General features: G+C 60.2%; 29 protein-coding genes. 14 read left to right on the plus strand and 15 right to left on the minus strand.

What is annotated here, in order from left to right; all coding sequences use genetic code 11:
* Window positions 1–76: 76 nt before the first annotated feature.
* Entirely contained in the window at window positions 77–1201 is a 1125-nt protein-coding gene (locus ABM428_RS12695; RefSeq protein ID WP_037966144.1) for a beta-ketoacyl-ACP synthase III, read from the plus strand.
* 120 nt (window positions 1202–1321) lie between these two features.
* Complete coding sequence (locus ABM428_RS12700) at window positions 1322–1900, plus strand: thymidine kinase (RefSeq protein WP_064217121.1); 579 nt, start codon at window positions 1322–1324, stop codon at window positions 1898–1900.
* On the opposite strand, the gene ABM428_RS12705 is transcribed toward ABM428_RS12700, so the two are convergent.
* The 5 genes from ABM428_RS12705 to ABM428_RS12725 all read right to left on the minus strand — a co-directional run bounded on the left by ABM428_RS12705 (window position 1897) and on the right by ABM428_RS12725 (window position 5099).
* Window positions 1897–2847 carry a D-glycerate dehydrogenase gene (locus ABM428_RS12705; protein WP_353627992.1) on the minus strand — a complete coding sequence of 317 codons (951 nt, stop codon included), beginning with the start codon at window positions 2845–2847 and terminating at the stop codon, window positions 1897–1899. The two genes, ABM428_RS12700 and ABM428_RS12705, sit on opposite strands and share 4 nt — an antisense overlap.
* Complete coding sequence (locus ABM428_RS12710; protein WP_005849502.1) at window positions 2844–3182, minus strand: tRNA-binding protein; 339 nt, start codon at window positions 3180–3182, stop codon at window positions 2844–2846. Before ABM428_RS12710 ends, ABM428_RS12705 begins: the two co-directional genes overlap by 4 nt.
* Entirely contained in the window at window positions 3175–3990 is an 816-nt protein-coding gene (proC, locus tag ABM428_RS12715) for a pyrroline-5-carboxylate reductase (RefSeq protein WP_353627993.1), read from the minus strand. Before proC ends, ABM428_RS12710 begins: the two co-directional genes overlap by 8 nt.
* 34 nt (window positions 3991–4024) lie before the next feature.
* Entirely contained in the window at window positions 4025–4525 is a 501-nt protein-coding gene (locus ABM428_RS12720; RefSeq protein ID WP_005849506.1) for a YbjN domain-containing protein, read from the minus strand.
* A 331-nt stretch (window positions 4526–4856) separates the two neighbouring features.
* The gene (locus tag ABM428_RS12725) at window positions 4857–5099 is read right to left on the minus strand and encodes an accessory factor UbiK family protein (protein ID WP_184581576.1); all 243 of its coding nucleotides are present in this window, start codon (window positions 5097–5099) and stop codon (window positions 4857–4859) included.
* 96 nt (window positions 5100–5195) lie between these two features.
* Between ABM428_RS12725 and lgt the strand changes: the two genes are divergently transcribed.
* From lgt to ABM428_RS12750, 5 genes are all read left to right on the plus strand, one after another.
* Entirely contained in the window at window positions 5196–6080 is an 885-nt protein-coding gene (gene lgt, locus ABM428_RS12730) for a prolipoprotein diacylglyceryl transferase (RefSeq protein ID WP_005849509.1), read from the plus strand.
* Window positions 6077–7141, plus strand: coding sequence for a class I SAM-dependent methyltransferase (locus tag ABM428_RS12735; protein WP_132997748.1), 1065 nt, complete (start codon window positions 6077–6079; stop codon window positions 7139–7141). The genes lgt and ABM428_RS12735 overlap by 4 nt, the downstream gene beginning before the upstream one ends.
* Window positions 7138–7893, plus strand: a complete 756-nt coding sequence (gene pgeF / locus ABM428_RS12740; RefSeq protein WP_132997749.1) for a peptidoglycan editing factor PgeF — start codon at window positions 7138–7140, stop codon at window positions 7891–7893. The genes ABM428_RS12735 and pgeF overlap by 4 nt, the downstream gene beginning before the upstream one ends.
* Before the next feature lie 267 nt (window positions 7894–8160).
* Entirely contained in the window at window positions 8161–8304 is a 144-nt protein-coding gene (locus ABM428_RS12745) for a hypothetical protein (RefSeq protein ID WP_005849514.1), read from the plus strand.
* Between the two features lie 200 nt (window positions 8305–8504).
* Window positions 8505–9287, plus strand: coding sequence for a Hint domain-containing protein (locus ABM428_RS12750; protein WP_353627994.1), 783 nt, complete (start codon window positions 8505–8507; stop codon window positions 9285–9287).
* A gap of 3 nt (window positions 9288–9290) precedes the next feature.
* Here the strand turns inward: ABM428_RS12750 and ABM428_RS12755 are convergent, their stop codons facing one another.
* Window positions 9291–9791: an Lrp/AsnC family transcriptional regulator gene (locus tag ABM428_RS12755; protein ID WP_005849518.1), complete on the minus strand. Its 501-nt coding sequence runs from the start codon at window positions 9789–9791 to the stop codon at window positions 9291–9293.
* 219 nt (window positions 9792–10010) lie between these two features.
* Here ABM428_RS12755 and trxB point away from each other — a divergent pair, with 219 nt between their 5' ends.
* Both trxB and ABM428_RS12765 read left to right on the plus strand, forming a co-directional pair.
* Window positions 10011–11015 carry a thioredoxin-disulfide reductase gene (trxB, locus tag ABM428_RS12760; RefSeq protein ID WP_005849520.1) on the plus strand — a complete coding sequence of 335 codons (1005 nt, stop codon included), beginning with the start codon at window positions 10011–10013 and terminating at the stop codon, window positions 11013–11015.
* 167 nt (window positions 11016–11182) lie between these two features.
* Window positions 11183–12895, plus strand: coding sequence for a bifunctional sulfate adenylyltransferase/adenylylsulfate kinase (locus tag ABM428_RS12765; RefSeq protein WP_037966127.1), 1713 nt, complete (start codon window positions 11183–11185; stop codon window positions 12893–12895).
* Window positions 12896–13027: 132 nt separating this feature from the next.
* On the opposite strand, the gene ABM428_RS12770 is transcribed toward ABM428_RS12765, so the two are convergent.
* Window positions 13028–13246: a DUF1150 family protein gene (locus ABM428_RS12770; protein ID WP_009825186.1), complete on the minus strand. Its 219-nt coding sequence runs from the start codon at window positions 13244–13246 to the stop codon at window positions 13028–13030.
* A gap of 1 nt (window position 13247) precedes the next feature.
* Window positions 13248–13664, minus strand: coding sequence for an Hsp20 family protein (locus ABM428_RS12775; RefSeq protein ID WP_005849527.1), 417 nt, complete (start codon window positions 13662–13664; stop codon window positions 13248–13250).
* Window positions 13665–13825: 161 nt separating this feature from the next.
* Here ABM428_RS12775 and ABM428_RS12780 point away from each other — a divergent pair, with 161 nt between their 5' ends.
* From ABM428_RS12780 to ABM428_RS12790, 3 genes are all read left to right on the plus strand, one after another.
* On the plus strand, window positions 13826–14050 hold the full coding sequence (locus tag ABM428_RS12780) for a YdcH family protein (RefSeq protein ID WP_005849528.1): 225 nt from the start codon (window positions 13826–13828) through the stop codon (window positions 14048–14050).
* Window positions 14051–14132: 82 nt separating this feature from the next.
* A complete protein-coding gene (purE, locus tag ABM428_RS12785; protein ID WP_064217128.1) occupies window positions 14133–14621 on the plus strand; it encodes a 5-(carboxyamino)imidazole ribonucleotide mutase in 489 nt (162 codons plus the stop codon).
* Complete coding sequence (locus ABM428_RS12790) at window positions 14614–15687, plus strand: 5-(carboxyamino)imidazole ribonucleotide synthase (protein WP_168592961.1); 1074 nt, start codon at window positions 14614–14616, stop codon at window positions 15685–15687. The genes purE and ABM428_RS12790 overlap by 8 nt, the downstream gene beginning before the upstream one ends.
* 18 nt (window positions 15688–15705) lie before the next feature.
* Here the strand turns inward: ABM428_RS12790 and ABM428_RS12795 are convergent, their stop codons facing one another.
* A complete protein-coding gene (locus ABM428_RS12795; RefSeq protein WP_353627995.1) occupies window positions 15706–16848 on the minus strand; it encodes an alpha-D-ribose 1-methylphosphonate 5-triphosphate diphosphatase in 1143 nt (380 codons plus the stop codon).
* Complete coding sequence (locus ABM428_RS12800; RefSeq protein ID WP_005849535.1) at window positions 16835–17644, minus strand: triacylglycerol lipase; 810 nt, start codon at window positions 17642–17644, stop codon at window positions 16835–16837. Before ABM428_RS12800 ends, ABM428_RS12795 begins: the two co-directional genes overlap by 14 nt.
* A gap of 49 nt (window positions 17645–17693) precedes the next feature.
* Between ABM428_RS12800 and ABM428_RS12805 the strand changes: the two genes are divergently transcribed.
* Window positions 17694–18170 (plus strand): NUDIX hydrolase, encoded by a 477-nt coding sequence (locus ABM428_RS12805; protein ID WP_353627996.1) that lies wholly within the window; start codon window positions 17694–17696, stop codon window positions 18168–18170.
* On the opposite strand, the gene ABM428_RS12810 is transcribed toward ABM428_RS12805, so the two are convergent.
* The 4 genes from ABM428_RS12810 to ABM428_RS12825 all read right to left on the minus strand — a co-directional run bounded on the left by ABM428_RS12810 (window position 18136) and on the right by ABM428_RS12825 (window position 21964).
* Entirely contained in the window at window positions 18136–18984 is an 849-nt protein-coding gene (locus tag ABM428_RS12810; RefSeq protein WP_353627997.1) for a DMT family transporter, read from the minus strand. The genes ABM428_RS12805 and ABM428_RS12810 overlap by 35 nt on opposite strands.
* A 110-nt stretch (window positions 18985–19094) precedes the next feature.
* Window positions 19095–20744 (minus strand): chaperonin GroEL, encoded by a 1650-nt coding sequence (groL, locus tag ABM428_RS12815; RefSeq protein WP_005849541.1) that lies wholly within the window; start codon window positions 20742–20744, stop codon window positions 19095–19097.
* Between the two features lie 73 nt (window positions 20745–20817).
* On the minus strand, window positions 20818–21105 hold the full coding sequence (locus ABM428_RS12820) for a co-chaperone GroES (RefSeq protein ID WP_005849542.1): 288 nt from the start codon (window positions 21103–21105) through the stop codon (window positions 20818–20820).
* Window positions 21106–21283: 178 nt separating this feature from the next.
* A complete protein-coding gene (locus ABM428_RS12825) occupies window positions 21284–21964 on the minus strand; it encodes a DUF2161 family putative PD-(D/E)XK-type phosphodiesterase (RefSeq protein WP_353627998.1) in 681 nt (226 codons plus the stop codon).
* A 132-nt stretch (window positions 21965–22096) separates the two neighbouring features.
* Between ABM428_RS12825 and ABM428_RS12830 the strand changes: the two genes are divergently transcribed.
* Entirely contained in the window at window positions 22097–23017 is a 921-nt protein-coding gene (locus tag ABM428_RS12830) for a manganese-dependent inorganic pyrophosphatase (RefSeq protein WP_009825195.1), read from the plus strand.
* Window positions 23018–23121: 104 nt separating this feature from the next.
* On the opposite strand, the gene ABM428_RS12835 is transcribed toward ABM428_RS12830, so the two are convergent.
* A complete protein-coding gene (locus ABM428_RS12835) occupies window positions 23122–23688 on the minus strand; it encodes a carboxymuconolactone decarboxylase family protein (protein ID WP_005849548.1) in 567 nt (188 codons plus the stop codon).
* Window positions 23689–23714: the final 26 nt, after the last annotated feature.

The following is a 23714-nucleotide window of genomic DNA, read 5'->3' on the forward strand; positions in this document are numbered from 1 at the left end:
GCATGCCAGCCCCCGCTGGACTTGACCCCGCAGCCGTTTCTTGGCCTACTCGGACAACGCTGAAAAAGGTTTACCCATGTACACACCCGCCATTACTGGTAGCGGCATCTTTACGCCGGAACAGGTCATCACCAACGCCGAGCTGGTCAAGGCGTTCAACGCCTATGCCGATCTGTACAATGCCGAACACGCCGCTGAGATCGACGCCGGAGAGTTGCCAGCCAAGGAACACTCGTCAGAGGAGTTCATCGTCAAGGCGTCGGGCATCGAACAGCGCTATGTCATGGATAAGACGGGTATTTTGGATCCCAAGGTGATGCACCCCCTGCTGCGCCAACGGTCCGACGACGAACCCGGCCTGATGGCCGAGATGGCGCTGGATGCGGCGCAAAAGGCGTTGCAGGCGGCGGGGAAAACCGCGGCTGATGTTGATGCCGTCATCTGCGCGGCGTCGAACCTTGAACGCGCCTATCCGGCCGTTGCGATCGAAATCCAGCAGTTGCTGGATATCAACGGCTTTGCCTTCGATATGAACGTCGCCTGTTCGTCCGCGACCTTCGGCATCCAAGCGGCGGCGGATATGATCCGCTCCGGCTCAATCCGCTCTGCGCTGGTGGTCTGCCCCGAGATATGCTCGGCGCATCTGGAATGGCGCGACCGTGACTGCCACTTTATCTTTGGGGACGTGGCCACCGCCGTGCTGATCGAACGCGCCGAAGACGCAGCCGGTGCTTATTTCGAGATCAAATCGACCCGTTGCGCGACTGAGTTCTCGAACAACATCCGCAACAACAATGGCTTTTTACGCCGGTCCCGCCCCGATGGCGTCGCGGACCGCCGCGACATGCAGTTCATGCAGAACGGGCGCAAGGTGTTCAAGGAAGTGCTGCCGATGGTTGCCGAACACATCGCGGGCCACATGGCTGACGAAGGCGTTGAGGCCGCTGATCTGAAACGCCTGTGGCTGCATCAGGCGAATAAATCGATGAATGACTTCATCGGTCGCAAAGTGCTGGGTCGCGCGCCCGAAGCGGGCGAGCAGCCCAACATCCTGCAAGACTACGCCAACACCTCCTCTGCCGGGTCGATCATCGCGTTTTCGAAATACTCCGACGATCTGACCGATGGAGACACCGGGCTGATCTGTTCCTTCGGGGCCGGATATTCCGTGGGGTCTGTGCTGGTACAGCGCCACGGCTAGGCCCGGCGGCACAGAACCACTTCAACACCTGTGACATGTGGGGCGCGGTCTGCGACAGACGCGCCCACGCGGCCCTCCCCCCACCTTGAACGCCAAGGTCGCCTGACGCTAAAGAGGGCCATGGCAAAGCTTTACTTTCATTATTCGACCATGAACGCGGGCAAATCGACCGTGCTTCTGCAGGCGGCTCATAACTATGTCGAACGCGGCATGGTCCCCTATCTGATGACCGCGAAATTCGACAACCGCGCCGGACACGGGCGGATCGCATCGCGTATCGGGATCGGGCACGAGGCCGACACTTTCGAGACAGACGAAGACCTTCTGGCGAAGATCGAAAAGCGTTTGGCTGAAGGCCCTTGCGCCTGCATCTTCATCGACGAGGCGCAGTTCCTCAGCCCTGATCAGGTCTGGCAATTGGCCCGTGCGGTGGATGACCTGCGGGTGCCTATCATGTGCTATGGGCTGCGCGTGGACTTCCGTGGTCTGCTTTTCCCCGGGTCGGCCACGCTGCTCGCACTGGCGGATGAAATGCGCGAGGTTCGCACGATCTGCCACTGCGGCAAGAAGGCGACGATGGTGGTGCGGCAGGATGCGGAAGGCAAAGCGATCCGCGAAGGGGCGCAGGTGCAGATCGGCGGCAACGAGACCTATATCTCATTGTGCCGCCGACATTGGCGCGAGGCCGTGGGCCGTTAAACGAGGTTCGGGGGCGTTTCGCCCTCGACGCCCGCTTTCAAATTCTCAACCGCCATCATCCACATATCCACACGCACCTCCCGGGAGGACGTGCCTAGATGCGGCAATAGCACCACGTTATCCAGATCCCGCAGGGCTTGCGGCACCTCTGGTTCGAACTCATACACATCCAGCCCTGCGCCGCCGATGGTGCCCGCTTGCAGCGCCTCGATCAAAGCGGCTTCCTCGACGATATTGCCGCGCGCGATGTTGATCAGGAAGGCATGGGGCTGCATCGCTGCCAGCACATCCGCATTGATCAGATGCTGCGTGTCATCCCCGCCCGGCACGGCGATAACAACCACATCAACAGCGGCGACCAACTGTTTGAGATCACTGATATGTTCCGCCGGATAGGCGACACTTTTCGCGCTGCGGCTAAAGTATTTCACATCCATCGAAAAGCCGTAGTGACAGCGCCGCGCGACGGCTTGACCAATACGCCCCATCCCGACGATCCCGACGGTCTTGCCCGTCAGATGCATGCCCAAAAGCTGCGAAGGCTCCCATCCGGACCATTGACCTGACCGCACCAGCCGTTCGCCTTCTCCCGCACGCCGTGCGGCCATCAGCATCAGCGTCATGGCGATATCGGCGGTGGCATCGGTCACAGCACCGGGCGTGTTAGAGACCTGAAGCCCCGCCGCCTTTGCCGCCTCGACATCGATGTGGTTATAGCCCACCCCGAAATTGGCAAGCATCTTGCACCGTGGCATGCCGACCTTGCCGAAGACATCCGCGGTAAAGCGGTCGCCCAAGGTGGCCAGCACCCCGTCATAGTCGCGCAGGGCGTCCTGCATCTCGTCCTCGGACAAGGGCGCGCTGTCCTCGCGATAGGTAACGTCAAAGCCTTGCAGGGCCTCGTGCACTTCGGGGGGCGCAGGGCGGGCGATCAGTAGTTTCGTCAATGCAGACGTCCTCCGTTCGGGGTGGGTTGCGTGGGGCGCATCAGCACAATCGCCCCGTCCTCGTCCGGCACCCCAAGCACCAAAACTTCGGACATGAACGGCCCGATCTGACGCGGCGGGAAGTTGACCACCCCCATCACCTGCGTGCCGATCAGCGTCTCGGGCGTGTAATGCACCGTCACCTGGGCCGAGGTTTTACGCTCACCGATATCGGGACCAAAGTCGATCCACATCTTGATCGCGGGCTTGCGCGCCTCGGGGAAGGGTTCGGCACGGGTGACCGTCCCGACCCTGATGTCGACTTTCATGAAGTCGTCAAAGCTGATCTCAGCCATTCGAAAGCTCGCGCGATCGATCGGCGGCCGCCGCCACAGCGCGTTTGAGCAAAACCGGAAAACCGTCTTGCTCGTTCATCAGCACGTCCAGCGCGGCCTGTGTGGTGCCGTTGGGGCTGGTCACGTTGATGCGCAGCTGGTCCGGGCCTTCGTCGGCGGATTTCGCCAGCGCCCCTGCCCCTGCGACCGTGGCCGTGGCGAGCTTTAGCGCGAGCTCGGGGCTGAGCCCCTGCGCGATCCCGCCCGCGGCCATGGTTTCGATCATGTGGAAAACATAGGCCGGACCCGAGCCGCTGACCCCTGTGACCGCGTCGATCTGGGATTCCTCCTCCAGCCGGACAACGTCGCCCACGGCCGACAGCAGCTCTTCGGCTTCGTCCATGCCTTTGGCGTCGACGTGGTCGTTGCCGACGATGGCGGTGATGCCTTGGCTGATGGCGGCGGGTGTGTTGGGCATGGCGCGCACGATCGGCGTCTGTTCCCCCAGCGTTTTCTCAAACGTCGCGATGGTGGTGCCGGCGGCGACGCTGACAAAAACCGTCTTGCAGTTGCCCATGGCCTGCAACGTGGGCAGCGCGTCACCCATCATCTGCGGCTTCACCGCCACAAGAACCACAGCGGGCTCCTTGGGCAGATCGACGTTCAACTGCACGCCCTGCTCTTTCAACCAATCAGAGGGTTTCGGATCGATGACATATACCGAAGATGTCGGAAGCCCGCGTGCCAGCCAGCCCGCCAGCATCGCGGATCCCATCTTGCCACAGCCCAGTAGAACCAAACCGTCTTTGGCGATGCGCGTATCTTTCATATCTGTACCCCTAAATTAACATTCGGGGATACACCTATGCGTGGCCGTACGCCTCTGCAATGGCAACCTGAAGGGCTTGTCGGGGCGTCTGGTCGCCCCAAACCGCCAGTTGCACCGCGGGATAATACCGCTCTGCGTTGCTCACGGCGGCGTTGATCATGGTATCAATCTGCTGCGCAGAGGCATCCTGCCCCCCGGCAAGAACCAGCCCATAGCGATAAACCATCAGCTTTTGTTCCGGCCAATAGGTGAAGGCACCGGTCCAGCATTGATCGTTCACATCGTTGAGCAAGTGATAGAGCACCGGCAGTTTTTCCGCGGGCGGATCCATTTCGAAGGTGCAGACAAGGCGCAGGGTTTCGTCAAAGGGCGACCACGCGAGGGTGATGGAATAGGTCCGCCACTGCCCTTCGACGGCCATCGCGATCTGTTCGTCCGATATACGGTCGAAGTCCCAGTCGTGATACGCCGCGAGATTTTCTACGATGTCGATGGGGTGAATGTCTTCTTCAAGATACTGCTCTGTCAGGGCCATGTGGTCACCTCTTTGGATCCGGGTATTCATATGCGCAGGCACATCAATACATGGGTGCATCTACCATAAATCGCCGAAGTTATTAGCGACCTATACCAAATATGGTGCGCGCAACGCGGCCCTGAGGCAAGTCTTTTTCTGGGGGTAACCACGAAAGATAGGGGATAACCTCAGTATCTTGTGGATAAAAGCAGCATAACCCCCAATCTATAGAGCACTGACCCCGACAGACAGCATTAGAGGCGAAGGTGCCACCCCAAAAACGAACACACCCGCCAAAAGGCGGGTGCGGATCACATCGTACAAAGTTCGCCGAGGATGTGCGCGGCGATCAGACCTTGCTGTCCATCGCATCAAGCCGCGCCTTCAGCGCTTCATTCTCTTCGCGGGCTTTTTGCGCCATGGCGCGCACCGCGTCGAATTCTTCGCGTGTCACAAAATCACGGTCTGCCAGCCAACGGTCCAGCATGCCCTTCATCGCGGTCTCTGCTTCGGTCTTGGCCCCTTGGGCCACGCCCATGGCATTGGTCATCATCTGCGAGATGTCGTCGAAAATCTTGTTGCGCGTTTGCATGGTCATTCTCTCCTGATCGGCTGTTGCTCACTATATGGTGTGCAAAGCGGGTTCTCGCAAGGTTGACTTCCGTTTACGGTCAGGCTCAATCAGCGCATGAATGCAATGCTCCCCTTCCCCGACCTATCGCCCGAGATTTTCTCGTTCACATTGTTTGGCATGACCGTCGCCCTGCGCTGGTATGCGCTGGCCTATATCGTCGGCATCCTCGTTGGCTGGCGCATCGTTGTGCGCGCCGTTGAACGGCCCAAGCTTTGGGCGGGCAATACCCCCGTCATGACCAAACAGCAGGTCGAGGATCTGCTTTTCTGGGTCATTCTCGGCGTCATTCTGGGCGGGCGTCTGGGATATGTACTATTCTATCAACCGGGCTATTACCTCAGCAATCCCGCGCAGATCCTGCGGATCTGGGAGGGGGGCATGTCGTTCCACGGCGGCGCGCTTGGGGTGATCTTTGCGGGTATCGCCTATACCAAACGTCATGGCATCAGCACAATCTCTACCGGTGATGTCGTCTGTCTGGGGCTGGCACCCGGCCTGTTTCTGGGGCGTCTGGCGAATTTCATCAATGCAGAGCTTTGGGGCCGCCCCACCGATCTGCCCTGGGGCGTGGCCTTTCCCACGGTAGCCGCACAGGACTGCCCGGACATTGCGACGATCTGTGCGCGGCATCCCTCGCAGCTATATGAGGCGCTGCTTGAGGGGCTGATCCTTGGGGCCCTGCTGATCTATCTGGCATGGCGGCGCGGCGGGCTGAAATCGGAGGGGCTGATCGGCGGCGTCTTTCTGGCCGGCTACGGGGCCGCGCGTTTCATCGTCGAATTCGTACGCCAACCGGATGCGCAATTTGTCAGCGCCAACAACCCGCTGGGGCTGGCGTGGCATGTAAACGGCTGGGGGCTGACCATGGGCCAACTGCTGAGCCTGCCGATGATTGCCATCGGGGTGTTCCTGATCTTGCGGGCGACGCGCAAGGCATGACCACACTGCGCGACATTCTACACAGCCGCATCGCGTCCAACGGGCCGATGCGGATCGACGAATATATGGCCACCTGCCTGCTGCATCCGACGCAGGGCTATTATACCACCCGTGACCCCTTTGGCACCCAAGGCGATTTTACCACTGCCCCCGAGATCAGCCAGATGTTCGGAGAGCTGTTGGGCCTGTGTCTCGCGCAGAGCTGGCTCGCCCAAGACGCGCCCTCGGCCTTCACCTTGGCCGAGCTTGGCCCCGGCCGCGGCACCCTGATGGCCGATATCCTGCGCGCGACCCGTAACGTGCCCGGCTTTATCGAGGCGGCGCAAATTACGCTGGTAGAGGCGTCCCCGACGCTGCGCGATGTGCAGGCCAAGACCCTTGCGGGGCATCAGGTGATCTGGGCCGACGGGACCGACGCGCTGCCCGACCAACCGCTTTTTCTGGTGGCGAATGAATTTTTCGACGCGCTGCCGATCCGCCAGTTCGTCCGTGGCGAAACATCGTGGCACGAACGGCAGGTTGGGCTGGCGGACGGCGCGTTGAGCTTTGGGCTGGGGCCCGAACTGCCGCAACCCGCGCTGGCCGACCGGCTGGCCGATACCAAGCCCGGCGATCTGGTCGAGGATTGCACTCAGCTTGCGCCGATCCTCCACCCTGTGTCGGAACGGATCGCGACCCACGGCGGCGCCGCGCTGATCGTGGATTATGGCGACTGGCACAGTCTGGGCGATACCTTGCAGGCGCTGCGGGGGCATGAAAAAGCCGATCCGCTGGCCGCCCCCGGCCAAGCCGATTTGACAGCACACGTCGATTTTGAAAAGCTTGCCCTCGCGGCCGCACCGGCCAGCCACACTCGCATCACCCCGCAGGGCGTCTTCCTTGAACGCCTCGGGATCACTCAACGCGCACAGACCCTTGCCAAGGGCATGACCGAGGACGCGCTGAACGCCCATGTCGCCGCACATAGACGCTTGACGCATCCGTCAGAAATGGGAAATTTGTTTAAAGTGATGGGGATTTATCCTCCGCACCATAGCCCGCCCCCAGGATTGGAACCATGACGCTGGAAATACTCACCTCCGATAGTCTTGGCGACGTGCGCCACGGGTTCTTTACGCGCCGCGGCGGTGCCTCCTCTGGCGTGTTTGCCGGGCTGAATTGCGGGGTTGGCAGTTCCGACCAGCGCGAGGTCGTAGAGATCAATCGTGCCCGTGTCGCCGATGCAATGGACGTGGCACCGGACCATCTGGTTGGCGTGCATCAGATCCATTCCGCCACCGTCATTAGCGTCGATGGCCCCCTGCACGAGAAACCCCGCGCCGATGCACTGGTCACCGCGACACCGGGGCTGGCCTTGTCGATCCTGACCGCCGATTGCCAGCCTGTGCTGTTCCACGACGCAGAGGCCGGCGTGATCGGGGCGGCGCATGCCGGTTGGCGCGGCGCGCTTGACGGGGTGCTGACCGCCACAGTCGAGGCGATGGAAGACCTTGGGGCCACACGCGATAATATCACAGCGGTGATCGGCCCCTGCATCAGCCAGCGCGCCTATGAGGTCGGGCCAGAGTTCATCGATGCCTTCCTAGCAGAAGATCCGACATTCGCCCGCTATTTTGCAAACGGTACCGATGACCGGATGCAGTTCGACCTTGCGGGCTTTGGCCTGAACCGCCTGCGCGCGGCGGGTGTGGGCCATGCGGAATGGACGCGCCACTGCACCTATAGCGATGCGGATCGTTTCTATAGCTACCGTCGCAGCACCCACGCGAAAGAGGCTGACTATGGCCGGCTGATCGCTGCGATTGTGCTATAGAAGCGTGAATTTAGGCAGCAATGCGACAGGCACCTGCCCAGATTTCGCCCCATAGCCGGCCAGCAGCCTGTTTGAATGGCGGCGCATTTTCTACCACAGGTCATAAATTCAAGGGTGTTTCGCGCTTTTGAGCGCGTGCCACAAACCGCGCCCAGGTCTGCTCGAATTATCTGTATTTTTTCGCGAAATGCCCCATCGGTGCCCGAAAGCATTTGCATAGTGATCCTCGACGAAAGGGCATTGCCCATAGACAATAGGATACAGAGCATGAAAACCAACGCACGCTTCATCAAATCGGTTATCGACGCTTCCAACAAGGAAGGCGTGAACCTGCCTTGGTCCCGTGGCACACGCCGCGCCGCGTTTATCGCGAAACGCGCTGCCCTGACGTCCCAGCAAAAAGCCGCCTGAAGAGGGTCGGCTTATGGCCCGGGGGTTCTCGGGCCAGCCGGTGACCCTGCGCGCGACGGGCGGGTGCCTGTCCGCACAGATGGTTTGAGACCGATCACAAACATTCTCTGCGCGCGAGCCTCTCTCGCGCGGATTAATCCGGATCGCAGGTGTTTCAGCGGGGGCTAGGCACGTGGGATCGACCATATAAAGGTCACGCTATGACATTGCATACTGCCCCTGATTTCATCCCCTCCCCTACACATACGGCGCAATCAGCAGCCTCCCGTTCGGTTCTGCGGGAAGCGCGTGCCAGATCTACCGGACGCACCCGCGCGTATGAGATTGCGGTGCTGCGTCAGGACGGCTCCGTCTTTGTGACCGAAGGCTACGCCCCTGCCACACCGTTGTTCGAAGAGCCGTTTTCCGCTTTCGCCCATGGTACGTTGATCCGCACGACCCAAGGGGAAATCCCAGTCGAAGACCTTTGCCCCGGTGACCGGATCGTACAGGCCGACGGGCTGCACACTCCGCTTCTCTGGGTTGGATCAAGCAAGTTCGTCCCTGCGGATATCGGCCATCGCACGCCGCTTGTACGGGTCATGGCGGACAGTCTGGGGCTGGCGCGCCCCTCTGGTTTCCTGACCTTCGGCCCCGCTGCGCGCATCCTGCATACGCCTCAAAGTCTTCGCGGCGCAGAGCAGACGCGCAAGGTCTTTACCCTGATGCGAGATCTGGTGGACGGGGTGAATATAATCGAAATTCAGCCTCCGACGCCGGTGCGGCTCTATCACTTGGGTCTCGCCCGTCATGCCGCGATCAGCGTCAGCGGTCTGGAGATGGAGACATTTCACCCCGGCCCGTCGACAATCGCAGCCCTGCCGCTGCATCAACGTGACGCGTTTTTATCAATGTTTCCGCATATCAGTAGTGCCAAGGATTTTGGCCCGCTGTGTCACCCCCGCGCGTCAGAACGGTCAGACCCGATCTACGCTGCGCAATAGCCTTTAGGGTTCGCTTTTCAGACGGCTTTCCAGCACATCAAAAGGCACGCCCGGTTCATCTTTGGCCGGGCGGATCACAAGGCTGGTTTTGACGCTTTCCACATTGGGCGTCGTCAGCAATTGTCCGGTCAGAAAGCTCTGGAAGCTCGACAGATCGGGGGCGACGCATTTCAGCAGGAAATCCACCTCGCCGTTGAGCATGTGACATTCGCGGACCAGCGGCCAGTTGCGGCACTTCTCTTCAAAGGCGGTGAGGTCGGATTCAGCCTGGCTGGCCAGACCGACCATCGCGAAGACCTGTACCTCGAAACCCAGCTCGCGCGCGTTAACATTCGCGTGGTAGCCGCGGATATACCCGCTTTCCTCAAGGGTCCGGACCCGGCGCAGACACGGCGGCGCAGAGATGCCTACACGTTTGGCCAACTCAACGTTGGTCATGCGCCCGTCCGCCTGCAATTCGGCTAAAATTTTCCGATCAATCGGATCAAGCCGCGTCCCTGCCATAATACCCCCATAGGATTTTCAATTGTTATAGCACCAACATCGTTGGACGCAATAATCTTTCGCCGGTGCGCAATGTTCTGAATTCAAGCAAAAATCAACCGCATTTTCGATGACGGCGATCTTTGCAGGGCGGATATGCAAACTTGGGGTTTAAGGCAACCCGAGGGGCGTCTATATCGGTTGGAACGCAACAAATTATACATTCTGGGGTTCTTTATCATGGCCGAAACTCGCGAAACCAAGCTTTTGATCATCGGCTCCGGCCCTGCCGGATATACTGCCGGTGTCTATGCCAGCCGCGCGATGCTGAACCCGATCCTTGTACAAGGCATCGAACCGGGCGGGCAGTTGACCACCACGACCGAGGTTGAAAACTGGCCCGGCGACAGCGAGGTCCAGGGCCCCGATCTGATGATCCGTATGCAGGACCACGCCAAGGCGATGGGGACCGAGATCATCGGCGACATCATCACCGATCTGGACCTGTCCAGCCGCCCCTTCCACGCCAAGGGCGACAGCGGCACGACCTATGTGGCCGACGCCGTGATCCTTGCAACAGGCGCACGGGCAAAATGGCTGGGGCTTGAGACCGAAGAGAAGTTCAAAGGCTTCGGCGTTTCGGCCTGTGCCACCTGCGACGGCTTCTTCTATCGCAATCAGGAAATCGTGGTCATCGGGGGTGGCAACACCGCCGTGGAAGAAGCGCTGTTCCTGACCAACTTCGCCTCCAAGGTCACCTTGATCCACCGCCGGGACGAGCTGCGCGCCGAGAAGATCCTGATCGACCGGCTGATGAAAAATCCAAAGATCGAACCGCTGTGGTTCCACCAACTGGATGAAGTCTATGGGACCGATGCGCCGCTTGGCGTCGAAGGGGTCAAGGTCAAGCATGTCGAAACCGGCGAGATCACCGATATTCCGTGCAAAGGTGTCTTCGTCGCCATCGGCCACGCGCCCGCGAATGAATTGGTCAAGGATACGCTGGAAACGCATATGGGCGGCTATGTCGTCACCAAGCCGGACAGCACCGAAACCTCTGTCCCCGGTGTATTCGCGGCGGGCGACCTGACCGACCACAAATACCGTCAGGCCGTGACCAGCGCCGGCATGGGCTGCATGGCCGCGCTAGAGGCTGAACGATTCCTTGCGGAAGTTGGCGATGACGAAGGCAAAGACACATCGCTGCCGCTTGGCTATGGAGCCGAGGTAAAAGACGACGCATAACGTTCGCCTAGGATGGCATTTGCTGGGATAAGATTGCCTTTTCCCAGCAAAAAACACGTCGCTGTCCGTAATTCGCCGCAAAGCGGCTACAAAGGTTGCCTAGCCCAATCGGTGCGGTCTATCAGCCCGAATATTCGAATTTGAACCTAAAATATTGCGAGACGCCCATGCAAACGCCCAACCTTGCTCCGATCCCTGAACTCTATGTCTCTTACGACTCGGCGCAGAAGCTGAAGGTGGAAGCTGGCGATCTGGTCAGCCATGACCTGACGCCGCGCCAGATCTGCGATCTAGAGCTGCTGATGAACGGTGGCTTCAACCCTCTTAAGGGTTTCTTGACCGAAGAAGACTATGACGGTGTTGTCGAAAACATGCGTCTGGCAGATGGGTCGCTGTGGCCGATGCCGATCAACCTCGATGTGTCGGAAAAGTTTGCCGAAGGGCTCGAGATCGGGCAGGACATTGCGCTGCGCGATCAGGAAGGCGTGATTTTGGCGGTCATGACCGTCACCGACCGTTGGGTTCCAAACAAGGCCCGCGAGGCAGAGAAAGTCTTTGGCGCGGATGACAGCGCGCATCCGGCGGTGAACTATCTGCACAACACCGCGGGCAACGTCTATCTGGGCGGCCCTGTGACGGGCATCCAGCAGCCCGTCCACTATGATTTCAAGGCGCGTCGCGACACGCCGAACGAGCTGCGTGCCTATTTCCGCAAGATGGGCTGGCGCAAGGTTGTGGCCTTCCAGACCCGCAACCCCCTGCACCGCGCGCACCAGGAACTGACCTTCCGCGCCGCGCGTGAAGCGCAGGCGAACCTGCTGATCCACCCCGTTGTCGGCCTGACCAAGCCCGGCGATGTGGACCACTTTACCCGCGTGCGCTGCTACGAGGCCGTGCTGAACAAATACCCCGCCGCCACCACCGCAATGAGCCTGCTGAACCTCGCCATGCGCATGGCCGGCCCCCGCGAGGCCGTGTGGCACGGTCTGATCCGCAAGAACCACGGCTGCACCCATTTCATCGTGGGCCGCGACCATGCGGGCCCCGGCAAGAACTCTGCCGGTGATGATTTCTATGGCCCCTATGACGCGCAGGATCTGTTCCGCGCCCACGAGGAAGAAATGGGCATCGAAATGGTCGACTTCAAACATATGGTTTGGGTCGCCGAGCGCGCGCAATACGAGGCAATTGACGAAATCGAGGACAAGGATGACATCACCATCCTCAACATCTCGGGCACCGAGTTGCGTCGCCGTCTGCAGGAAGGGCTGGAAATCCCCGAATGGTTCTCCTTCCCCGAGGTGGTTGAAGAGCTGCGCCGCACCAAGCCGCCGCGCAACAAGCAGGGCTTTACCGTCTTCTTCACCGGTTTCTCCGGCTCGGGGAAATCGACAATCGCCAATGCTTTGATGGTGAAGTTGATGGAGATGGGCGGCCGTCCCGTCACGCTGCTGGATGGGGACATTGTCCGCAAGAACCTGTCGTCGGAACTGGGCTTTAGCAAAGAGCACCGCGATCTGAACATCCGCCGCATCGGCTATGTCGCCTCCGAGATCACCAAGAACGGCGGCATCGCCATCTGCGCGCCGATCGCGCCTTACGCCACCACCCGCCGCGCCGTGCGCGAGGACGTGGAAAGCTTTGGTGCCTTCGTCGAGGTCCACGTCGCCACCTCCATCGAGGAATGCGAACGCCGCGACCGCAAGGGTTTGTACAAGCTGGCGCGTGAAGGCAAGATCAAGGAATTCACAGGTATCTCAGACCCCTATGACGTTCCCGCCGACCCCGAGCTGCGCGTCGAGACAGAAAATGTCGACGTCGACAACTGCGCCCATCAAGTGCTGCTCAAGCTGGAAAGCATGGGGCTGATCAAGGGGTAACCCTTTCGCCAAGTCGAACACAGAAAGGCCGGCCTTCATAGGCTGGCCTTTTTCGTGCGTGTTGTTGGACCTCGTGCACAAAAAAGGGCCGCAAAATCGCGACCCTTTTTGTTTAATTTTCGATGTTAGGACTTAATGCACCATCACTGGCGCATAGTCATGATCGCGCGCGAGGCTAAAGGCGAGCTTGCGGTCACCGACCAGCGCCAGCTGCTGCCCTTCGGCGTCATGCACGGCGTATAGCTGTTTTAGCCCTTCCGCCTGCTCGCGCACTTCGAGGGGAAGGTCGGACACGGCAATCATCTTGACGTAGACGGTACGGTCCTGAACATGCGTTTCTTCGTTATGCATTTTATTCCCCTTTTCTGATCTTGATGGTCTGAACGACCTTTTCGGGCTTCGCGCGGGTGAGATCGACGTGTAGTAGGCCGTTTTCAATCAGCGCTTCGCCAACGTCTACACCGTCGGCCAGTACGAAGGATCGTTGGAACTGGCGTGCGGCGATCCCGCGGTGCAAAAAGATTCGGTCTTCTTGCGTGTCGACCTGACGGCCACGGATCACAAGTTGTCTATCCTCAACGGTTATAGAGAGATCTTGTTCCGCAAAACCTGCGACCGCAAGCGTAATGCGGTAGCTATAGTCCGATGTTTGTTCAATGTTGAACGGTGGATATCCTTCGTTTCCGGCCTTCGCCGTACGTTCCATCACCCGTTCCAACTGCTCGAAACCCAGCATATGCGGGTAGGAAGCCAGCGTTAATTTCGTCATAAGACACGTCCTTTAAGATAAGCGACAGTCAGTCATCCGGCCCCGTATTCGGCGACCTGCATCAAATATGGGGGCCATGGGGGCAGGACGCAAGGGCTATGCCTTTGAATTGCAACCGCCTATATTCGCAGGCCTAGATATAGCAAGAATCAGCCAAACCTATGAATCCTCCCTCCGACCTGTCGATGAAGAATGACGATGTCCTGCGTGTCGAGCTTGAGGTGTTTCGCCGCGAGCATCGCGATCTGGACGATGCCATTCAGGCGCTGGTCGACAAGGGGACGGGCGATCAGCTGACGCTGCAGCGACTGAAGAAACGCAAGCTGCGCCTGAAAGACCTGATTGCCCAGATCGAAGACCGGCTGACCCCCGATATTACCGCCTGACAGCGCCCGCCAGCGGATTGCCACGCGGGCGATCATGGCTATAGTGCGCGCTTCTTATACGCTCTAGCAAAGGCCCTTTTTCATGGAAAATCCACCTGTCGGCATCATCATGGGCTCGCAGTCCGATTGGGCCACGATGCGCGAGGCAGCGACGCTGCTGGATGAACTTGGTATCGCTTACGAGGCCAAGATCGTATCGGCACACCGCACCCCCGACCGGTTGTGGAGCTATGGGAAAACCGCCGCAGACCGTGGCCTGCAGGTGATCATCGCCGGTGCGGGTGGTGCTGCGCATTTGCCCGGCATGATGGCGTCCAAGACCCGCGTGCCGGTGATCGGCGTGCCGGTGCAAACCAAGGCGCTGTCGGGCGTGGATTCGCTTTATTCTATTGTGCAGATGCCCCGGGGCTTTCCGGTCGCGACGATGGCGATCGGTGCGGCAGGTGCTGCGAATGCCGCGTTGATGGCGGCGGGCATTCTGGCCCTCCAAGACCCTACCCTTGCCACCCGTCTTGACGCTTGGCGCGATGCGCTCAGCGCGTCTATCCCAGAGGAGCCTTCGGATGACTGAAGCATTGAAGACAGGGGCCACCATCGGGATTTTGGGCGGCGGGCAATTGGGGCGCATGCTGTCCGTTGCCGCCGCACGTCTGGGGTTTCGCACGCATATCTTTGAACCCGGTGCCAACCCGCCTGCAGGTGATGTCGCCCATGCGCTGACCACCGCTGGCTATGATGACGTCGACGCGCTGACCGCCTTTGCCAAGTCGGTTGATATCGTCACCTTCGAGTTTGAAAACATCCCGACAGATGCGCTGGATGTGATCGAAAACATCACCCCCATCCGTCCCAACCGCGAGGCGCTGCGCACCAGTCAGGACCGTCTGGTGGAGAAACAGTTCCTCGAAGGTTTGGGCCTGACTGTCGCCCCTTTTGCCGATATCGCCAATGCCGCCGATCTGGAGGCTGCCATGACAACCATCGGCGCGCCGTCGATCCTGAAAACCCGTCGCTTCGGCTATGACGGAAAGGGGCAGTCGCGCCTGCGCAGCGCGGATGATGCGGCGGGGGCCTTGGCAGATATGGCTGGCAATCCTGCGGTGCTGGAAGGCTTTGTGAACTTCACCGCCGAAGTGTCCGTGATCGCCGCGCGCAGCCCCTCGGGCGAGGTTGCCTGTTTCGATCCCGGTGAGAATGTGCACCGCGATGGCATCCTGCACACCACCACCGTCCCTGCCCGGCTAAGCGCCGCACAGCGCATGGATGCGGTCCTGCTGGCCGCCAATATCCTGAATGCACTGGATTATGTCGGCGTACTGGGGGTCGAGCTTTTCGTCACGCCGCAAGGTTTCATCGTGAACGAGATCGCGCCACGGGTGCATAACTCGGGCCATTGGACGCAGAACGGCTGTGCGGTGGACCAGTTCGAACAGCACATCCGTGCCGTGGCGGGATGGCCCTTGGGCGACGGCAGCCGCTATGCAGATGTGGTGATGGAGAACTTGATCGGCGACGATATGGACCGCGTGCCCGAGCTGGCGAAACAGCGCGACACGGCGCTGCATCTGTATGGCAAGGCCGAAGTCAAACCGGGCCGTAAGATGGGCCATGTGAACATCGTCAAACGGCCCAGCTAGGGCACTATCCGCGCGGGCCTAGCGAAGGAACCGCGCGGCAATATCACCGGACATATAGCTGACGCGCCCGCCCGACATCGTCAGGGCCACACGGCGCGTCTGCGCGTCGAGCACTAGTAGATCAGCCCGCTTTCCGGTGGCGATCACGCCCCGATCCGACAGCCCCAACACCGCCGCGGGCCCTGCCGACACCAAGTGCCACGCCTGCGCCAAGGGCAATACGCCACGATCCGCCAGCATGAAGGCCGCGCGCCGTGGCGACGGGTAATGGTAGTCAGAGGCAAGCGCCCCGCCGATCCCCATCGAAATCAGGTCAAGCGCGGAAACATTGCCGTTGTGCGACCCGCCGCGCACCACATTCGGCGACCCCAGCACCACATAATCCCCCGCCGCCGCTGCGGCTTCGGCTGCCTCCTGCGTCTCGGGGAACTCGGCGACGCGCACGCCACGCTTGCGCCATAGGGCGCGCCCTTCGGCGGTGGTGTCATCATGGCTGCCCATCTGGATACCCCGCGCCGCCAGCACCTTGCACAGCCAGTCCAGCGCGCCGGGAACATCCGCGCTTTGGGCGTGCAGGTCTTGCATCATCCGCAGATGGTCGTCCGGATTGCGCCCTGCCTTCAGCGCTTGCCCTACCATGCGTTTGGGCACCTGCCCTTTCGCCAGCCGGTCGTGCGGCAGATGGTCGTTGAACACGACATAGGACAGCCCCCAGTCCTGCATGCGCTGCGGCAGATCGGCGTAGAGGTCCAGCAGATGCGTCTCGAGCCGGAGCTGTCCGCGCAGGTCCGTAACCAACGTATCCGACACCTGCTGGATCGCGCCAAAGACCTGTTCGGCAAATTCATAGCCGCGCAAGCCGCCTTCCCAGCTGATGAACTGCGCCAGCACGGCGGTGGTGATGCCATTGGCGGCCAGCTCTGCCTCGGCGGCGACCAGACCCTCTTGCATGGTTTTCATCGCACCGCGGCGGGGGGCGAGGTGCCGTTCGAACCCGTCCCCATGGACATCGACGATCCCCGGCACGATCATGTAACCATCAAGATCAACGCGCGTGGTTTGCGCCACATCGGTAATCAACCCCTGCGCAACCGCCAGCGGGCGGGGTTCAAGCGCATCCGCGCCCAAGACGTGCGCCCCCGTAAATTCAACGTTCAGCATCGTTAGCCTTTTGTCCCGGCAAGCAGGCCCCATCGGGGCAGCCGATTGAATCCAGCACCGCGTCCACGAACCCCAGCGACCGGTCGAATTTCCCTGTGTCCAGATAGGTCATCGTCTGCGCAATCACCGTCGGGTTCATCATCATGAACGTATGCGTCACCGGCAGCATCAAAAAATCTCGCATCCCGTCGACCCGCGCGGATTGGACGGACACTTTGCCATCATCGCGCCCCGGCAGCAGCGACGAAAAATAGGGGTTCAGCGATTGCGTCCCCGCGATCACACCCAGATCAAAGGTAACCGGAGGCAACCGCAGGGGAAGAGAGTTTTCACCCGTCCCCATCTGCGCCCCTGCGGGACCGTTCATCCAGTCAAAGGCGGCAAGATCACCCAGCGTGTCCACGACCTCGCTGCCGTGATTGGGCGGGGCCAGCATGACGACGCGGCCGATACGCGCATCGCCCGTTTCGGCAACCCATTGCCGCAGAAGGATACCGCCCATGGAATGGGTCACAAAATCCACCTTTTGCGTCCCGCAGGCCGCAACTGCGTCGGGCAAGGTGCGGCGGGTCAGCTCTTCGACGGGGGCGGTGGTTGACGGGTAGCCGGGGCGCACCACGGTGTAGCCCTCGGTCTCGAGCGCGGCCTCCATCACGGCAAAGGAGGTCTCTGTTCGGGCGAGCCCGTGCAACAGCACCACGCAGCGCCCGTTTCCGGCGGTGGAAAGCGACGCTTGCGCCTGTGCCATGCCCGACAGCACGCCTAGCGAGAAAGTGATTGTGACCAGTGTTTTCATAGCTAGGGTCAAATAGACTGAAAACGCCGCATGTGAAATGCTTTGACGCATGCGCCGCGAGATTGAGGGTAAGATGGCGGAAAATAGCCCGCGTTTGGCAGTTCGTGCCGTGTTGGTCCATGAAGGCCGCTTGCTGCTGGTCAACGGCTATCCCGATGGCAAAAGCGACCTGATGTGCGCGCCCGGTGGCGGGGTAGAACGCGGCAGCGCCCTGCCCGACAATCTGGTCCGCGAGGTTTTCGAGGAAACCGGCCTGCAGATCGCCGTGGGGGTGCCCTGCTTGGTGAATGAATTCCACGACCCCGCGGGGGATTTCCATCAGGTGGATATATACTTTCGCTGCACGGTGACCGGCTCTGCCGATGTGGACCCCGCGTGGCAGGACGCCGAAAGGATCGTGACCGACCGCCGCTGGGTCACCCCCGACGAGATGCGCGGTCTGCGGGTCAAGCCGGACAGTCTGGCGCAGGTCGCCTTTGGCAACGACCCGATCAGCTACGACCCGCTGGAGCCGATCGTGCGCTGACCGCCAGCCCGATCCCGCCAAGCACCAACGCGGTGGCAATGATCACCTTTGCGCCCAAAGGCTCTGCCAGCAAAAGCGCACCGGCAAGGATCGCGATGACCGGCACTGACAGTTGCACCACCGCCGCCGTCGCCTGCGCCAGCCTTGGCAGCACCGCATACCACAGCGCGTATCCGAGGCCCGAGGTGACGGCCCCGCAGACCACGCCAAGAGCAATGCCCGTGGGGGTATAGAATGTCGGCTGCACCAGAAGCAGGATAGCGACCAAGGGCGTACAGATCACGAAGTTCCCCGCGCTGCCTGCCAGCGGGTCGGAGGCACCTCGGCCAATGATCGTATAGGCGGCCCAGCCGAGCCCTGCGGCGATCATCAATACGGCTCCCAATGGGTCAACCGCCACGCCTTGCGATGGCCAGAGCACCAGCACCAATCCGGCAAAGGCCACCCCCGCCCCTAACAGCTTGCGCGGTGTCGGTGACACGCCGAACAGCGCACCATGTGCGAACATCGCGATCTGAACCACACCGAACAGGATCAACGCGCCCAAGCCTGCGTCCAGCGTGAGATAGGCGAGCGAGAAACCGATGATATAGATTGCCAGCGTGACCGCCCCCAGCCCCTGTTGACGTCGCAGCAAGGGCATCCGCCCGCCGCGCAGCACGACCAGCAGCGCCAAGAGCACCGCCCCTGACAACACCCGCACAACGGCAAATCCGGTGGGGTCAATATGCCCGCCCGCGATGGCAAAGCGGGTCAGGACAGAGTTGGCCGCGAAGGCGACCATCACAAGGGCGGTGAGGAAGAAAATACGCATGGCGACTGCTTAGGCTACCGACGCGCGACGTACCACGAAAAAGGGGCGCATCTGGTGATGCGCCCCTTCATTCTGTCAGCACAAGGGCGTAATCGCCCCCGCGGCGTGATTTACATCATGCCGCCCATGCCGCCCATGCCGCCCATGTCGGGCATGCCGCCGGCTGCGCCGCCGTCTTTCGACGGCTTGTCGGCAACCATGGCTTCGGTTGTGATCAGCAGACCAGCAACGGATGCCGCGTCTTGCAGCGCTGTACGCACAACTTTGGCAGGGTCGATAACACCGAATTTGAACATGTCGCCATATTCTTCGGTCTGAGCGTTGAAGCCGAACTTCAGGTCGTCGCTTTCGCGGATTTTGCCGGCCACTACGGAACCGTCAACACCAGCGTTTTCAGCGATCTGACGCAGAGGCGCTTCGAGCGCTTTGCGGACGATGCCGATACCAACGTTCTGGTCTGCGTTGTCGCCTGTCAGCCCTTCGAGCTTTTTGCCCGCTTGGACCAGTGCAACACCACCACCAACAACGATACCTTCTTGAACAGCGGCACGTGTCGCGTTCAGGGCATCATCAACGCGGTCTTTGCGCTCTTTGACTTCAACTTCGGACATGCCGCCAACGCGGATCACGGCAACACCGCCTGCCAGTTTGGCAACGCGTTCTTGCAGCTTTTCTTTGTCGTAGTCGGATGTGGTTTCTTCGATCTGGTTACGGATCTGAGCAACGCGTGCTTCGATCTCTGCCTTCTCGCCAGCGCCGTCAACGATTGTTGTTTCGTCTTTGGTGATGGTGACTTTCTTTGCCGAACCCAGCATGTCCATTGTAACGGACTCGAGCTTCATGCCCAGATCTTCGGAGATCACTTGACCACCTGTCAGGATCGCAAGGTCTTGCAGCATGGCTTTGCGGCGATCGCCGAAACCAGGTGCTTTGACCGCTGCGATTTTCAGGCCGCCGCGCAGTTTGTTGACAACCAGAGTTGCCAGCGCTTCGCCTTCAACATCTTCGGAGATGATCAGCAGTGGTTTTTGCGACTGGATCACTTGCTCAAGCAGGGGAACCATTGGCTGCAGCGAGGACAGTTTTTTCTCGTGCAGCAGGATGATCGCGTCTTCCAGCTCGACAGTCATCTTGTCGGAGTTGGTGACGAAGTAAGGGGACAGGTAACCGCGGTCAAACTGCATGCCTTCAACAACATCGGTCTCTGTTTCCAGACCTTTGTTCTCTTCGACGGTGATCACACCTTCGTTGCCGACTTTCTGCATCGCGTCCGCGATCTGACGGCCGATTTCTTTCTCGCCGTTTGCAGAGATGGTGCCGACTTGGGCAACTTCGTCGCTGTCGTTGACAGGGCGCGCTGCTGCTTTGATCGCTTCGACGACAGTGGTGGTCGCCATGTCGATGCCGCGCTTCAGGTCCATCGGGTTCATGCCAGCGGCAACCGATTTCATGCCTTCTTTAACGATGGCTTGGGCCAGAACGGTTGCGGTTGTTGTACCGTCACCCGCTTCGTCGTTGGTCCGGGAAGCAACTTCCTTGACCATCTGTGCGCCCATGTTTTCGAACTTGTCTTCCAGTTCGATTTCTTTCGCTACGGATACACCGTCTTTGGTGATGCGAGGCGCGCCAAAGGATTTGTCCAGCACAACGTTGCGGCCTTTGGGGCCCAGTGTGACTTTGACGGCATCGGCAAGGATGTTTACACCCTTAAGCATCTTGTTACGGGCGTCGGTCCCGAATTTTACGTCCTTAGCAGACATAGTGTCTCTCCTAAAATCTTGGGTTGATGTCAGCGTATCTTGGGTGAGGCGCTAGGCCCCGGTCTGCCTGAGCTCAGGACAGGATCCCCATGATGTCGCTTTCTTTCATCATCAGCAGTTCTTCGCCGTCCAGGGTGACTTCTGTGCCGGACCATTTGCCGAACAGAACCTTGTCGCCGGCTTTTACAGCCATTGCGATCAGCTCACCGCTGTCCTTGCGCGCGCCTTCGCCACAAGAAACGACTTCACCCTCGGAGGGTTTTTCTTTTGCGGAATCAGGGATGATCAAGCCACCCTTGGTTTTTTCTTCGCTTTCGGTGCGGCGCACCAGCACACGGTCATGCAGCGGTTTAAATGCCATCTTTCAGCTCCTTAAGGCTCAAAGTTATTCTCCCAAGCCGCCCCTCCGGTCGAGGGGTGCAGCCATTAGCACTCGGCCCTGCCGAGTGCTAATGAGGGATAGCTAAGGATGTGCACGGCCCTAGTCAACCACGGTAATTTGAAAAATTTTAGCCAACTTGCCCCGTGGCCCGAGCAGGCTAGTCCGACCCGAGCACCCGCCCCGCGGCGGAAACGGCTTCGGCACCTGTCGGGGTCAGGCCGTATATGCCTGTCTCGATCTTTTCAAACCATCCGTAGTGATTGTCGCGCATCGTGGCGGTTGCCCGCTGAACCTGGGTTTCGCGCGCGACATGGGCACCTTTGCTGGCCCCTGCCTCGAACAGGTACATCGCGAGCTTCAGAGCATCCTGCCGGTACGCAGTGACCAGCCCTGCCCGCGTCTGCCCGCCGTCATTCGGGTCGCCCTGACGCTGTGCGAATTCGCGCAGCAGCCGTGCCTGCCGCTTGGCGCTTTTGCGCGGCGCATAGGGGCCCGGATCGCAATGCACCTCGACCAGACCATCCTGCAGCCGCACGGTGATCAACCCCAACCCCAAACGCCGCGCCATTGCCGTGTTATCCTTGACCGCCTTGGCAAAACGTTTGCCCGGCTGACGGGCGACCGCCAGGTAGACATCATCGCTGACCGACAGACGCGCGATACATTGATGAAACAGCGCGAGGCTAAAGCCCAGCTTCAGCTCGACCACCACCGGCGGCTCTGCCCCGCGAACAGCCACGACATCGGCAGCCCCCACCTCTGACTTCACGACATAGCCCTGATCCTCGAGAAAGGATTTAATCGGCGGGTAAAGGTCGGTTTCGCGCGGGTTTGTCATGGGTGCAGTGCTACCAGCTTTGCCCCGCTGCTGAGAACCCCAAAGGCGCGGCTATCAGGCAGGTGGTGACAACTGCGCCAACCAACCATATAAGGCGCGCAAATCAACACTCTCCCACTGCAGGACATTCCTATGACAACGCTTGTTTTTGGCCATAAATCCCCCGACACAGACAGCACCGGCAGCCCGATCATCTGGGCATGGTACCTGAATGAAATCAAAGGCGTCGACGCCGCCCCCGCCCTGCTGGGCGAGCCCAACACCGAAGCGCTGTTCATGCTGGACCACTGGAAGCTGGACAAGCCACAGATCATCGACGACGTGCAAGCCGACCAGCCCGTTGTGATCGTTGACACCAACAACCCTGCCGAGCTGCCCGCCAGCATCAATGACGCGGACATCACCGCCATCATCGACCACCACCGCCTGGTGGGCGGGCTTGAAACCAAAGGCCCCGTCAACATCGTGATGGAGACGCTCGCCTGCACCGCGACGATCATGTACAAGATGATCGGTGATGACATGGCGCAGATGCCCACCAATATCAAAGGCGCGATGCTGACCTGCATCCTGTCCGACACGCTGGAATTCCGCAGCCCGACCACAACGCAAGAAGACACCGCCATCGCCCACGCGCTGGCCAAGGATCTGGGTGTCGACATCGCTGAATATGCGGCGCAGATGTTTGCGGCGAAATCCGACGTATCGTCCTTCTCCGAGGCAGAGCTGCTGCGCATGGATTCGAAAGAATACGAAGTCGACGGCAAGAAATTCCGCGTCTCCGTTCTGGAAACCACATCGCCCGCAGCCGTGCTGAACCGTAAAGACGCGCTGATGGCCGCAATGCCCGGCGTTGCCACAGAAGACGGGGCCGATCAGGTGTTGCTCTTCGTTGTCGACATCCTGAACGAAGAAGCCACCATGCTGATCCCCAACGACTTTACCAAGTCTGTGGCAGAGAAAAGCTTTGGCGCGACCGTCACCGGTGACAGCGTTGTCCTGCCCGGTGTGATGAGCCGTAAGAAGCAGATCATCCCGAACATCAAAGTCTAAACGGACCTATCCGGCCCCCTGCTTGGCGGGGGCACAAACGCAAAAGCCCCCCTGAGATCAGGGGGGCTTTTGTCATTTCAGCGCCGCGCCGAAGCGCGAGGGGCTTATACCTTCAATGGGGTATCGCCGCGTTCCCATGCCAGCGGCTTGAACACGTCGTCGACGGGTGTCTGTGCGACGTGGTTCACGTAGTTGGAGATGGTTTTCTGCGCCATCCCAAGGATCACATCCAGCACCGCACGGTGGCCATAACCCGCGTCAAAGAACGCTTTCATCTGATCGTCAGACACGTTGCCGCGCTGGCGGAACATCTGGACGGTAAAGGTGCGCAGGGCTTCCAGCTTGGGTGTCGGCAGCGCGGTTTCGTTGCGTAGCGCGTCAGAGATTTCGTCCGATACCTTCATCATCTTGGCGATACCTGTGTGCGCGGGGACGCAGTAGTGGCATTCGTTCTCGACGTTGATCGCCTGCCAGACCACAGTCAGCTCTTCCGCATCAAAATCGGTTTCGGTGAACAGCTTGTGCAGCACCTGATAGCCTTCGTAAGCCTGTGGGCTTTCGGCCAGAACCTTGTGCAAACCGGGCAGACGGCCAAAGGCCTTTTGCGACTGCTCAAGCAGCGGCTTGGAGGCTTCGGGTGCGGTATCAAGATCGTGAGAGGGGAAGGACATGGAAAAGCTCCTGTAAATGTTTCGCT

The organism is Sulfitobacter sp. TCYB15, assembly GCF_040435955.1.
Lineage (GTDB): Bacteria > Pseudomonadota > Alphaproteobacteria > Rhodobacterales > Rhodobacteraceae > Sulfitobacter > Sulfitobacter pontiacus.